We start from the raw sequence: 11,757 nt of genomic DNA, 5'->3' as shown, positions 1-11,757 counted from the left end.
AGGAGGACTTATCTATGAAAAATACTAATCGTTTTTCCAATAAAAAAGATGCTCTAAAAGCCGCAATGCAAGCAGGCGCCGCCCATGATTATGCCGTTTTCAAATCTCGTCGCAGTTTCAAACGCCCGGCTTCTGACAAGAAGGCATATGAACGCGGCAGCATCGGCCCGTCGGCTATTGCAACGGCAATCGCAAAGGAGTTCGGTCGCATTCTCTCACGTCGAGAACGCAAACAGCTTGCGAAGGATACAGGAAAGCCATTCCAAAAGTTTTACGCTCGGGGGTGAGCGGAATGAGAGGTAAGCGCCCAACTCTAGCACAGAAAAAGATCATTGCCGCCAATGTCGGAACGCCGGGTGACTGGCTAGTTCAGCGGGCTGAGCCCGATCGGCTTTATCTAGTACATCGATATATAGGCACGACTAAAATCATTTTCTTATAGGAGGCATTCATCATATGGCATCTTCAAAACAACTAGCTACTGTCGGGAATTGGAGTATTGAAGATATCGAAACAATGAAGCATACACTCGCTGCAGGAACAACAGACTCCCAGTTTCAATTGTTCTTGCGGACGGCACATGCATCAGGTCTTAATCCATTCCTTAACCATATTTACGCCATTGTCTATCAAGGAAAAATGTCTTTACAAATTGGTATCGAGGGAATTGCGTACCTAGCAAAACAGCACGATGGTTACAGAGGGTATGACGCCCAAGTTGTGTGCGATAACGACACGTTCAAGGCCAGAAAATCCACTGTTTACAACGAGAAAACAGGGAAGCGTGAGGATGAATGGGTCATTGTCGAACACGAAATTGGATTTCCACGCGGAAAAGTTATTGGTGCATATGCAATTGCGTATCGAAATGGCTATCCTCCATTCACCGTGCTGATGGACTGGAGCGAAGTTGAACACTTCTTAAATAGCCAGATTACGAATCAAAAAACGATGTGGACAAAATACACGGCTGACATGTTCAAGAAGCATGTGGCAAAGCGGGCTTTGAAAGGGCAGTTCGGAATTGATATAAGCGAGGAAGAAATTCCTGGGTCGGGTGCGTCTGCACTTGAATACGAACCGGAACGTCGGGACATTACCGCGGAAGCTAACTCATCAACTGCAGCCACGACACCGCCACCAGCAGAGGAACCAAAGCAGACGCCACCGCCGGCAGACGATTCATTGGAGATGGAGAGACTGCGAGCAGAGATTATGCAAAAGCAAGCCCAGCTTGGTCTAACCAATAAAGCTAAGCGAGACGAGCACATGGACAAACATTTCAAGTTCAATGGCAAAGTCCCTACCGTAAACGAGATTAAGGCTTACCTGCAGGTTTTGGATTTGCACATAGCCGAGAAGCAGGCGGAGCAAGATGAACTCCCAATCTAACCAGGTGCCCGTGCAATTGGAGTTGGACTTATTCGGAGGCAGTAGTAATGACAAGCCGCCTCCGGCTCCGGCCGGGGAGCCAGTCCTGAACGGCATGTACTATGAGCGCAGCACCGGGCTATATGTCTCTTACGTGCAGGGACGCAGATATTACGAGGTAACTCCTGCCCGCTGCCTGGGAGATAGGGCCTGGAAAGAACGGATCAAGAAGGAGAGGAGCATATGAACTTTAACTTTATTGAACCGCCGCCAACTATGAATATTTACTCACAGAAAGGTGATAGAGTCAGGTTTCTGAACAAGAATGGGCATGACTGGGAACCTGAACGAGCAAGAGAGATCGGATTAGTTGAAGGTGAGGTTTACACGGTTGAGCGTACTGATGTCGGAGGATGGCATACGGATGTTTACCTGCAGGAGTTTCCCGGATATCACTTCAATTCTGTAATGTTTGAGAATCATAAAGAAACAGTGCCTGAAACTGAAGAGTTGCATATCCCTTGTAGCATTTGCGCGATGACTCAGGTAATACCTGTCAGACGGAGTGATCTGCAACAGTACAAAGATGGAGCTCATGCACAGCATACATTCCCTTATCTATCAGCAGATGATAGGGAGTTAATCATATCGGGCGTTTGCGGCAAGTGCTTTGATGAATTGTTTGAGGATGATGACGATGAGGGTTAGCATCATCGCAACCGGCTCTGACGGAAACTGCATCCATCTTCAAAGCGAAACAACAGGCATCCTGATCGATGCCGGCAAGTGGAAGCGTGATCTGGAAAAGCGGCTGCTGGCAAACAACATCAACGCGGCGACGGACATCCAAGGCATATTCGTGACACATGCTCACGGAGATCATATCAAGGGTCTGACTTTAGCCAACAAGTACCGTATCCCGGTATGGGCCACGGATGGCGAATGGAAAGGCATATCCGGCGTAGACGAGGAGTTGCGCCGGGTGCTTGAAACCACGTGGAGCAAATACGAAAGGATCGAGATTGGCGACGATTTGCACGTCTACCCCTTTAAGGTCCACCACGACGCTTATGAGCCAGTTGGATATGTGGTTGAGGATGGCTGGGGCAATAACGCTTGCGTGGTATTCGACACCGGGCAGATCGACGACGAAATGCTCGAAATGATGGAGGGCAGCAACGTCTACATCGTCGAGGCCAATCATGACGTGGAGATGCTGCAGAATGGTCCATACGACGACTATCTCAAGGATCGGATATCTGACCCACATCGAGGACATTTGAGCAACGATCAGACAGCGGCAGCGCTGCAAAAGCTGGTTAAGGGCCGAGGCGAGCGGATTTATCTGACGCATCTTAGCAGCAATAACAATACGCCGGAGCTCGCCTCCCACGCGGTCCGGATGGCGTTGTTTGAAAAGGGACTTATCAATAAACGAGATTATTTTCTGGAGGTGGTTTAGATGGGCTACAAATATGCGGTTGTTAAGACGCCAATGGTCTACAGGAATCTGTACGTACCAAATGGTGGAGTGACAATTGATATAGGAACAATTATTGGTTATGACGAGGAATCACGAGAAATCTTTATGCCCCGGGATTATGCCGGCAAGTTTGTTTATTTGCCAAGTATTGAAGAAATCCCTGAAAACGAATTTACGAACTTGTGGCGTAATAGCCAATTAATTGCTCAACAGCGGGATAAGGCGATCAACGATCTGGCCAAACATGCGCAGACATTGGTTGATATACAAAATGAATTGAATGCGATGCGTGAAAAGGTCATGCTGCCCCGGGATGTTGCTGAAGCTATTGAATCTTTTAGAGATGAAGGACACGACAACGACTACATTATGAGGTATCTAGCAAGAGATTTATCTAATGGAGGAACACCATCGAATCGGTTGGTCACCCTTAAAAATTACTCACGGGAGAACGGCGGGCAACTCATTCAAGCCCTTGCCAACGGTTACACCGTCGAGCAATCACCGGAGGAAAGGCTACACGCGGAGGTCAAGGAACTTCTAGGCGACTGGCGCGGCTCAACGATAGATGAGAAATTGATCGACCGGATGGCTGGGCGTATCGTGGAGCACGCAAAGCAATTTACTTGAACGTTGGTGAGGAGGAATGAGCGGGAAACTGGATGATCCGTTCACAAGGGTAGCACATGAAATATTGGAAGATGTGGCAAAGAGGAAGTTTAACGGAACCCAGTTGAGAATTCTCTTGATTGTCTGGCGATACACATACGGATTCAATCGGAAGTCTCACTCATTATCAGTTAAATTTCTCGCCAATGCCCTAGACACGAACGAACGGACTATCAAACACGAGTTAACTCGATTAATCGATTGTAAAGTTTTAAAAGAAGTGGAGTCTTACACCGGGATAAACTCCCGAAAGCTATCATTCAATAAATACTCTGATCAATGGCTAGAGGTGAGTAATTCATCACCCCCTAAAAAAACTAAGGGGGTGAGCAAAACACCACCCCTAGAGGTGATCAATACACCACCCCTAGAGGTGAGTAATTCATCACCCAAGATAGAAAGAAAGAAAAACTTAAAGAAAGGAGATATATATATGAATTCTCCTAAAGAGAAATTGAAGTTTCACGACACTGTATTTCTCACTCTGGAGCAATACGAAAAACTATGTGCAGATTTCGGTAAGCACAAGGTAGATAACACAATTGAAGCCCTTGATGAATGGCAATCAAACAAGAAGCCTTCACAGCACAAGAAAGATCATAACAAAACCCTTCGCGTCTGGATCAAGAGAGATATGGAAAGAAACAAATCATCTTTTAAAACAAAGGCTCAACGCAATCAAGAAGAAATGGCGATATTAAATCAATTCTACGAGGAGGGTGCGGCTCATGAAACAAACGGAAACAGCGAGCTTCCTGGCCATGATCAAGACCGCCTACCCCTTCTTTGAAATTACAGAGCCTGGTACCAGACTCTGGCACATGATGTTGCAGGACATCGACTTTAAAACGGCTCAGATGCGGCTTGCTCATCATATAAAAACAAGCAAGTTTGCCCCGACTATCTCCGAGATTGTCCAGGCTCCGGCCAGCGAGTCGGAAGAACCTTCCTATTACGAGTTGCTAAGACAGGAAGAGCAGCAGGAACGGCTAGCCCTGGAAGCCTACAACGAGAAAGCAGTTCCTATGCCTGATCACATCAGAGAGCGACTGGAGCGGCGCGCGAAACGGAAGGTGAACAGCCATGAGTCTTGAAGCGGAACAGGCGGTATTAGGGGCACTGTTACAGAAGCCGGAACTTATGGATGACTGCTATCTCACGGCTGAAGATTTTGACCCGAATGGCCTGAATGGATCGGTGATGAAGGCGCTAAGTTGGGCATACGAACATTTGTCTGACCGATCGGACGTAAAGAACCCATTCGATCCGTTGGTACTGGCCAAGCATTGGGGTAACAGCCTCGAGCAAATAGGCGGTATATCTTACCTGATGCGGCTTCGAGAGTCGGTCCCAACTCTTTCAAATTTTGATCAATACCAGAAAATCATTCGGCAGGCCAGCATCCAGCGCCGAGCTGCAGCTGCCTTACAGGAAGCCCTCTCCGCTGGCGAAGTGGATCTGAACTTTGTCAAAGACCAGATGGAGCAGCTGCAGGAATTGCAGAGCCGAGGCACGGCAGACGGATGGGAGCTCGTTGCAGATGTGCTCGAGGGGCATCACAAGGAGATTATGGACCGTGGTTCTCGTAGCGGAATCACTGGGGCTAAAACGGCGAGCGTAGAACTCGATGAAATGGGTGGAGGTCATCAAAGAGGAGATTTCACTATAGTCGCTGCCCGTCCAAGCATTGGGAAAACAGCCTATATCGTTAGCGACTCCAAGACAGCGGCTATGTCCGGTTGGACTGTCGGGGTATTCTCGGCGGAAATGTCCTCCAAGGATGTGGCTGAGAGGTATATCTGCGATATCAGCGGAATCGACGCTAAGAAGGTCCAGAAGGGCCGGCTGACGGAAAACGACTGGGGCAATTACAGTAAGGCGCTCGACCTCCTTGATCAACTTCCAATCTACATCGATGATACGCCGGGCATGACCATCGAGTACATCTGGCGCCAGACCAAGGCAATGAAGAAGAAGCATCCAAATTTGATCATTTATGTGGACTACCTACAGGTGATCTTGACGGAAAAGAATTTTACTCAAACAGCAGACAGAGTTAATCATGTGTCTAAGCAATTGAAAAGGTTAGCCCGAACCTTCAATGTACCTGTGGTAGCGATCAGTTCCGTTGGACGGAAGTGCGAAGAACGGAATGATAAGCGCCCAATGATGTCCGACCTACGGGAGTCTGGAAACATCGAGTTTGACGCTGACGTGATTATCTTTCTGTACCGGGATGATTATTATTACCCGGATACACCTTGGAAGGGCGTTATTGAGTTGATTGTGGCAAAGGGCCGGAAAATCGGTACTGGCATGATTCAGATGTTCTTTAACCGGAAGAATGGGCGGTTTACTGACTTGACCCAAGACGACAAGGAAAAGCTGGCGGAGAAGGTGAGGGAATATGAGCAGAGTCATAAAAGACGATGAGGAGTACCAGCGTGCCGAAGAAGCGAAGTTCAAGCTGGCTGCCGAACTGGACGATCCTCTCAGCGGAATGTCGCCTAGGGAGCGTGAGCGGAAACTGGCAATCTATGATCGGACAGTAGAATTGATGCTCAAATATGATCGGGGCCGCCGCGTGCAGATGTTCCCGGGTCTGAAAGAGCAGTATCGAAAGTTGGGCTGGGAGTATCAGGCGTTTAATAGTCCGGTGGCCGCTCCTGCGCCGCCCGAAACCGTCCCTGCGACCGCAGCAACTCCACCACCGGAGAAACCGGAAGAACCTAAACGTTCGGCGGCAGCAGCCTGGTTGGACGATGACGATTGAGAAAGGGGAAGAGGAGAAATGAATCGCGACAACGAGGATTTTTATTATGAACCCAGCGAATTCGAGCAGCAAGTGGATGAATTCAAACAGTCGCTTTTGAATGCTGTTCGGTACGAGTATAAGGCAGAGATGGAGAGGCTGCGTAAAGAGAATGCGGAGCTGCAAGATATAAAAAAACGTAAAAAAGAAATTGAAGCAGAACACGCCAACGCTTTGCGCCAGTTTGAGTCTGAAAAATTGAATTTCGAAAACAAGCTAAAGCGAATGAGGTTAGCGGAATTGCTAGGCGAGAATTTATTAATTGCATGGTTTCCGAGTAGTCAAAATAACCGAAAGCCCAAGTGTGATAAATGCGATGAGCAACGATTGATCCATTACACAACACCTAGCGGGAAACCAGCACACGAACGATGTGAATGTTCAGAATATAAACGCTTTTATAAGCCTGAAGAAATAGAATGCTATCAATTCTATCAATCAAAAAATAGTTGGGGTGGAAAAATGCCAGCGATATCCCTCTACTACCAGAGGAAAGAGGATCGAGAGTACGACTCATTCGAGGCATGCAGACGACCATACGGCGGTGAGCCATTCGAAAAAGTGGAACGCTGGAATGTTGCATTTAACAGCCAGGAAGAATGTCAGGCTTATTGCGACTGGCTGAATGCGAAGGAGGCTGAACAGGCGTGAAACTCACTATCCAAAAACACGCCTTAAGCGAAGCTATCCAGCACGTTTCCAAGGCGGTCAATAGTAAGGTTGCAATACCGATCCTAACCGGGGTTAAGCTGGACGTAACCAACCAGGGCGTTACGCTAACGGCGAGCGATGTGGAAACAACCATTCAGGCGATTATCCCGGTTGAGCCTGTAGCAATTGAACAGAGTGGCAGCGTAGTGCTCCCCGCGAAGTTCTTCGTGGAAATCATCAAGAAGCTGCCGAAGGAAACTGTCAGCATAGAGGTGCAGGAGGGATTCAATACCCTGATACAATCCGGCCGGACAAAGATCAACATGGTCGGCATGGATCCAGAAGAATTCCCGGCTATGCCTGCAGATAATGATGAGCTTAAGCTAACCCTCTCCGGGGCCGAGATCAAGGAACTAATCAAAGAGGTGGCGTTTTCAGTATCTACAAACGAGCAAAGCCCCCTACTAACAGGCGTACTGTGGGAATTGGACAACGGCAGGCTGAAGCTTACAGCAACGGACCGGCACCGCCTGGCGAGCGCCGAAGTGGATACGGGGGCAGACGAGGAATCGGATTTCCGGAATGTTGTCATCGCGGCCAAGACACTCGCTGAGTTGTCAAAGAACGTGCAGGATAAGGAGGATGTCAGGATATCGGTCGGTAGTGGTAATGTTCTTTTTAAAACCGATCAAGTTAAGTTCTACACTCGCATGCTGAATGGAAGCTACCCAGACACGTCTAAGATCATTCCGACCATTTTCAAAAGCGAGCTGACGGTTAACGTCAAGGAGTTCGCCGATGCGGTCGATCGAGCCTATCTGCTGGCACGTGAAGAGAAAACGAACATTGTCCGGCTGGAAGTAGTTGAGGACGGGGAAATCAGAATAGAGTCCACATCCTCCGGGGTTGGGAAAGTGATCGAACAACTGGAAGCTGAGATGTTTGCTGGTGAGCCAATACGAATCGCCTTCAATTCCAAGTACATGCTTGATGTCCTGAAGATCATCGACAGTGAGCGGCTGCGTATAGGATTCACAGGGGCCATGAGCCCAATCATCATCCGACCTGTGGATGGAAACGAGAATCTGTACCTGATCCTGCCGTATAGGACATCGGTATGAGATTCGTGGGTATCGACCCGGCAACCAATACCGGCATAGTCATATTGGACGCAGCAGGCACCCCGATCATCGAAACGGTTCTGAGGGGCAAAGGGAAGTCGGCTCCCGGCGGCATAACCCAGGAGCAGCGCGTTTCGCTTGAGAATCAACTGTACCGCCTCTTGCAGCCTGGGGACGTGATCATGAAAGAGGGCATTGCGAACGGCACGCAGATGCTCATTACCACGGCCAAAATACACGGCGGCCTGGAGAGTATGATTACCCGTAAGGACCTCACTTTTGATGAGGTAGCGCCGGATGCAGTCAAGAAATTTGTCAATGTGAGCGGATGGGTAGGAGAGCCCGGATCAAAACAGAGGCTCCAAGGGAAGGCCAAGAAGAAGGCAATGGCCTCAGCTGCACTGAAACATTTCGGTTACCAGCACCCAAGTAATGACGTGGTTGACGCCTACATCATCGCCAAGATCGGCGAGGCAGTGCATCAGGTTCGGAACGGAATGGCCAGATTGGATGATATCGAACTTGCCTATCAACGTGAGGTTGTATGGTCTATCATCGACCCAGCTGGATATAAAGAGTATGAAGCTCAGAAGAAAAAGAAAAAACCGAACAAACGCCGGGGGAAGCCTGCGGCGGCGGATAGTCATACCCAAAAAACAGAACAAACGTGCTTATTTTGACGGAGGGAGGGGTTTTCAATGCCAGTTTTGGACTCGGACATTGAGCAGAAACTCGAAGAGCTGCGGGAGCAAGAAGTGATTAAGCCAGGGGAGTACAAAGTACTTGTTGCCTATTTCCAATGCAGAACACTGTCGGGAACGGCGAAGCTGACAGGCCGACAAAAGCGGTCGATCGCGGTTACGCTCAGTAATCTGGCGAAGAAGGGCGTGCTTGTTAAGGAAACAGGTGAACCGTATTCACTCCCCGGCGATGACTTTGAATTTATAGCTCCCGATCCTGGTCCGGTTGAGGCAGATGTAGCGATAAGCGATGAGGAGCGAGCTTGGATGCTGAGAAATTACCGCAAGTACCAGCGTAACCGGTCGGAAGCAGCCCGGATTTTGAAGCGCAGCAGGCATGATGTATGTAGGATGGCCATCGCGCTTAAGCTCGACAAGAGGAATTGAGGGGAGGGTGTGTTTTGCAAGTTCTAGAGAATATCCAGTATAAGACAGCATTCATTTTATTCGGTGGTATCGGTGGCGAAACAAAGGGGCTCATGCGAAGCCATGTTGACTACGGCGGCAAGGTATACAAATTCAAAATTCTTGGTTCTGTAGATAACGACCCGGTCGCCTGCCGCAACCACGATTTAATAACTGGCGAGAAAACATCTATTTGCATGGATCTCTTCACCCGTGAGCAGTACATCGCATGGCACGGCGAGGCACCGCCGCCCGATTGGAAGGAAGTAACCCCTTGGGATATGTGGGTTGCTATGGGGCAGCAAGTACCATTCTTCCTCTTCACTTCTCCACCATGCAAGGGATTGTCTGGGCTACTTCCCGAAAAATCGGCCAATACGGATAAATATCAGGCGCTAAATCAGCTTACGGTTCGAGGTATATGGCTTGTTCTTGAGGCGTGCAGGCTCTATGGAGATCGGCTGCCAGCAATCATTCAACTAGAGAACGTTCCCCGGATTCGGACTCGTGGAAAAGCTCTGCTGCAGCAGATAGAAAAGATGCTGAAAAAGAACGGATTCGCAGTTAACATGCGCGCGGATCACAACCTCGGAAAGATAGGCGGTTTAGGGGCTGATAGAGTTAGGTTCTTAATAATGTCACGACAAGAAGATCAGGTGCCAAATTTCATTTTCTATCCGGAAGAAAAGCAGCTTAGAAGTATTGGGGACGTAATCGGACAGCTACCAATGCCAGGCGATACCGAAGCGGGCGGACCGCTTCATCGGCTTCCTAAACTCCAGTGGAAAACTTGGGTGCGGCTTGCTCTGATTCCACCCGGCGGTGACTGGCGCGACCTTCAAAATGTACCCTTCGAGCAGTACCAAATCGTTCATGAGCCGCGAGGCGGAGCCTTTGCAGTCGAGGATTGGGATAAAACTAGCAGAACGGTGACAGGAACGGCCGGGCCAGGGCGAAGTAACGGAGCTGCAGCAGTATCTGATCCACGGGTGAACTTTAAAAAGGATACTCACGGAGCGATTTATCGGGTTTGCCGGGATGATCAACCGGGCCCGACGGTAACCGGAGCGCACGGGCCGAACAATGGAGCCATCTCGATTTCAGACCCGCGACTTAAGGACAGGGCAGGGCGGCATCCGGGAGTATATCGGATTGTCAGGGCCGATGAGCCAGCGCCGTGCGTCACCGGGACCAGGTTTGGCAGTGGAGCTTTGGCAATAGCTGATCCAAGAATTGATAAGCAGTACCACAACGGGACCTATAAGGTATCTGATTGGGAGAACTCCTCTCCTACTGTTACAACAGGAAGCACTTCTGCAGGATCTGGAAAGGTTATTGCTGATCCACGAGTCAACACCAACCTGATGCCAGATAGCTACGGCGTCCAGGATTGGGACGCGACAGGAAAAACAGTGCGGGGAGCAAGCCGAATCATGAATAGCCCGGCCAGCATCAGCGATCCTCGTCTATCGGACCTGAAAAATAGGTATTCGGATAAATACAGAATGCAGGACATGGATAACCCGGCTGCCACGGTCACAGGTGTTACGGATGTGCAGGCAGGAGCGCCATTGGTAGCTGACCATCGCCTTAAATGCTCACCGCGGGCAGGATCATACGGAGTGCAAGACTGGAATGAAACAGGAAAGACGGTCACGGGAGCAGGTGACATCCATTCCGGGACATCAGCAGTGGCCGATCCACGAATCCCAACTGATACCGATCGAGGGGAATGGATCTTGATTGCTGAGGATGGCACCTGGCACCGCCCATTGACCACGTATGAACTGGCAATGCTCCAGAGTTTTCCGAGATATCTTCCAGACGGCCGCCCGTTCCAGTTGGAGGGATGCTCAGATGCCAAGGCTCGGGAATACATCGGCAATGCCGTGCCGTGCGACGCAGCTCAAGCAATGGGTAACGTGATCCTGTTGGCAGCAGCTCAGGCAGAGGCCAGGGACACATTCACGATGTCATGGGATACGGTTTGGGTCGCACCTTACGAGGATGATTCAGTACCTGCATTGGTGCACTGATGAATCAACTCATGCTCAATATGCCGCAATATGGCCCCTGGTTGATCACACATAAAGGCGATCAGTCCTGCCGCTTGCTGGCCGACCGACATTATTCCAGACAAACAATAGGAGCGCCGCAATTTACACGACCAGGACGAAACCTAGTGCTGCGCACAGCGGATGGCGCTGCTGTGTGGGTGACTTGGGACGGCATCCGCGACGACGGATTACAAGCGTGGGAATGCACGATTTTCCGTAATGAGGCTCCAGATAAGTATCTAAGCAGCGAAATGATTCGGGCGGCCGTTGTCGCAACATGTACCGAATGGGAAGGTCTGCCACCGGATGGAATTATCACTTATGTCGATTCTTCCAAGGTTCGCAGTTCCAACCCCGGATACTGCTTTAAGGCGGCGGGCTGGCGAAATATCGGCCGGAGCCGCCGGCGTGGCCTCATTTTACTGCAATGGAAAGGAGGGTCCTAAAA

Annotated in this window: 17 protein-coding genes; all 17 read left to right on the top strand. The window is 49.7% G+C overall.

What is annotated here, in order from left to right:
- The first annotated feature begins 14 nt into the window (after positions 1-14).
- The 17 genes from BN2762_RS21630 to BN2762_RS21555 all read left to right on the top strand — a co-directional run bounded on the left by BN2762_RS21630 (position 15) and on the right by BN2762_RS21555 (position 11,755).
- Positions 15-287 (top strand): hypothetical protein, encoded by a 273-nt coding sequence (locus BN2762_RS21630; protein WP_055108933.1) that lies wholly within the window; start codon positions 15-17, stop codon positions 285-287.
- 5 nt (positions 288-292) lie between these two features.
- The gene (locus BN2762_RS28360) at positions 293-442 is read left to right on the top strand and encodes a DUF6906 family protein (protein ID WP_392391584.1); all 150 of its coding nucleotides are present in this window, start codon (positions 293-295) and stop codon (positions 440-442) included.
- 14 nt (positions 443-456) lie between these two features.
- On the top strand, positions 457-1,392 hold the full coding sequence (locus BN2762_RS21625; RefSeq protein ID WP_055108932.1) for a RecT family recombinase: 936 nt from the start codon (positions 457-459) through the stop codon (positions 1,390-1,392).
- On the top strand, positions 1,376-1,618 hold the full coding sequence (locus BN2762_RS21620; protein ID WP_055108931.1) for a hypothetical protein: 243 nt from the start codon (positions 1,376-1,378) through the stop codon (positions 1,616-1,618). The genes BN2762_RS21625 and BN2762_RS21620 overlap by 17 nt, the downstream gene beginning before the upstream one ends.
- Positions 1,615-2,079, top strand: coding sequence for a hypothetical protein (locus BN2762_RS21615; RefSeq protein WP_055108930.1), 465 nt, complete (start codon positions 1,615-1,617; stop codon positions 2,077-2,079). Before BN2762_RS21620 ends, BN2762_RS21615 begins: the two co-directional genes overlap by 4 nt.
- Positions 2,069-2,833, top strand: coding sequence for an MBL fold metallo-hydrolase (locus BN2762_RS21610; RefSeq protein ID WP_055108929.1), 765 nt, complete (start codon positions 2,069-2,071; stop codon positions 2,831-2,833). The genes BN2762_RS21615 and BN2762_RS21610 overlap by 11 nt, the downstream gene beginning before the upstream one ends.
- A complete protein-coding gene (locus BN2762_RS21605; protein ID WP_055108928.1) occupies positions 2,834-3,484 on the top strand; it encodes a hypothetical protein in 651 nt (216 codons plus the stop codon).
- Positions 3,485-3,500: 16 nt separating this feature from the next.
- Positions 3,501-4,313, top strand: a complete 813-nt coding sequence (locus BN2762_RS21600; RefSeq protein ID WP_055108927.1) for a replication protein — start codon at positions 3,501-3,503, stop codon at positions 4,311-4,313.
- Complete coding sequence (locus BN2762_RS21595) at positions 4,252-4,617, top strand: replicative helicase loader/inhibitor (protein ID WP_055108926.1); 366 nt, start codon at positions 4,252-4,254, stop codon at positions 4,615-4,617. The genes BN2762_RS21600 and BN2762_RS21595 overlap by 62 nt, the downstream gene beginning before the upstream one ends.
- 46 nt (positions 4,618-4,663) lie before the next feature.
- Positions 4,664-5,956 (top strand): replicative DNA helicase, encoded by a 1,293-nt coding sequence (locus tag BN2762_RS21590; RefSeq protein WP_230202560.1) that lies wholly within the window; start codon positions 4,664-4,666, stop codon positions 5,954-5,956.
- Positions 5,931-6,296: a hypothetical protein gene (locus BN2762_RS21585; RefSeq protein ID WP_055108924.1), complete on the top strand. Its 366-nt coding sequence runs from the start codon at positions 5,931-5,933 to the stop codon at positions 6,294-6,296. Before BN2762_RS21590 ends, BN2762_RS21585 begins: the two co-directional genes overlap by 26 nt.
- Before the next feature lie 18 nt (positions 6,297-6,314).
- The gene (locus tag BN2762_RS21580) at positions 6,315-6,986 is read left to right on the top strand and encodes a hypothetical protein (RefSeq protein WP_055108923.1); all 672 of its coding nucleotides are present in this window, start codon (positions 6,315-6,317) and stop codon (positions 6,984-6,986) included.
- Complete coding sequence (dnaN, locus tag BN2762_RS21575) at positions 6,983-8,107, top strand: DNA polymerase III subunit beta (RefSeq protein WP_055108922.1); 1,125 nt, start codon at positions 6,983-6,985, stop codon at positions 8,105-8,107. Before BN2762_RS21580 ends, dnaN begins: the two co-directional genes overlap by 4 nt.
- Positions 8,104-8,787 carry a hypothetical protein gene (locus BN2762_RS21570; protein ID WP_055108921.1) on the top strand — a complete coding sequence of 228 codons (684 nt, stop codon included), beginning with the start codon at positions 8,104-8,106 and terminating at the stop codon, positions 8,785-8,787. Before dnaN ends, BN2762_RS21570 begins: the two co-directional genes overlap by 4 nt.
- Before the next feature lie 18 nt (positions 8,788-8,805).
- Entirely contained in the window at positions 8,806-9,234 is a 429-nt protein-coding gene (locus BN2762_RS21565) for a hypothetical protein (RefSeq protein ID WP_055108920.1), read from the top strand.
- A gap of 653 nt (positions 9,235-9,887) precedes the next feature.
- Positions 9,888-11,288: a class I SAM-dependent methyltransferase gene (locus BN2762_RS21560; RefSeq protein WP_148499980.1), complete on the top strand. Its 1,401-nt coding sequence runs from the start codon at positions 9,888-9,890 to the stop codon at positions 11,286-11,288.
- A gap of 41 nt (positions 11,289-11,329) precedes the next feature.
- Positions 11,330-11,755, top strand: coding sequence for a hypothetical protein (locus tag BN2762_RS21555; RefSeq protein ID WP_222861104.1), 426 nt, complete (start codon positions 11,330-11,332; stop codon positions 11,753-11,755).
- Positions 11,756-11,757 lie beyond the last annotated feature (2 nt).

Source organism: Paenibacillus ihumii (assembly GCF_001403875.1).
GTDB lineage: Bacteria > Bacillota > Bacilli > Paenibacillales > Paenibacillaceae > Fontibacillus > Fontibacillus ihumii.
Note: the sequence above shows the minus strand (reverse complement) of the source record. Positions and strands in the feature narration are given on the sequence as shown.

Coding starts and splice junctions, on each gene's coding strand:
- BN2762_RS21590 (WP_230202560.1), top strand. CDS start 4,664: ATGGATGACTGCTATCTCACGGCTGAAGATTTTGACCCGAATGGCCTG.
- BN2762_RS21595 (WP_055108926.1), top strand. CDS start 4,252: ATGAAACAAACGGAAACAGCGAGCTTCCTGGCCATGATCAAGACCGCC.
- BN2762_RS21560 (WP_148499980.1), top strand. CDS start 9,888: ATGTCACGACAAGAAGATCAGGTGCCAAATTTCATTTTCTATCCGGAA.
- BN2762_RS21585 (WP_055108924.1), top strand. CDS start 5,931: ATGAGCAGAGTCATAAAAGACGATGAGGAGTACCAGCGTGCCGAAGAA.
- BN2762_RS21610 (WP_055108929.1), top strand. CDS start 2,069: ATGAGGGTTAGCATCATCGCAACCGGCTCTGACGGAAACTGCATCCAT.
- BN2762_RS21565 (WP_055108920.1), top strand. CDS start 8,806: ATGCCAGTTTTGGACTCGGACATTGAGCAGAAACTCGAAGAGCTGCGG.
- BN2762_RS21620 (WP_055108931.1), top strand. CDS start 1,376: ATGAACTCCCAATCTAACCAGGTGCCCGTGCAATTGGAGTTGGACTTA.
- BN2762_RS21580 (WP_055108923.1), top strand. CDS start 6,315: ATGAATCGCGACAACGAGGATTTTTATTATGAACCCAGCGAATTCGAG.
- BN2762_RS21625 (WP_055108932.1), top strand. CDS start 457: ATGGCATCTTCAAAACAACTAGCTACTGTCGGGAATTGGAGTATTGAA.
- BN2762_RS28360 (WP_392391584.1), top strand. CDS start 293: ATGAGAGGTAAGCGCCCAACTCTAGCACAGAAAAAGATCATTGCCGCC.
- BN2762_RS21600 (WP_055108927.1), top strand. CDS start 3,501: ATGAGCGGGAAACTGGATGATCCGTTCACAAGGGTAGCACATGAAATA.
- BN2762_RS21570 (WP_055108921.1), top strand. CDS start 8,104: ATGAGATTCGTGGGTATCGACCCGGCAACCAATACCGGCATAGTCATA.
- BN2762_RS21630 (WP_055108933.1), top strand. CDS start 15: ATGAAAAATACTAATCGTTTTTCCAATAAAAAAGATGCTCTAAAAGCC.
- BN2762_RS21615 (WP_055108930.1), top strand. CDS start 1,615: ATGAACTTTAACTTTATTGAACCGCCGCCAACTATGAATATTTACTCA.
- BN2762_RS21605 (WP_055108928.1), top strand. CDS start 2,834: ATGGGCTACAAATATGCGGTTGTTAAGACGCCAATGGTCTACAGGAAT.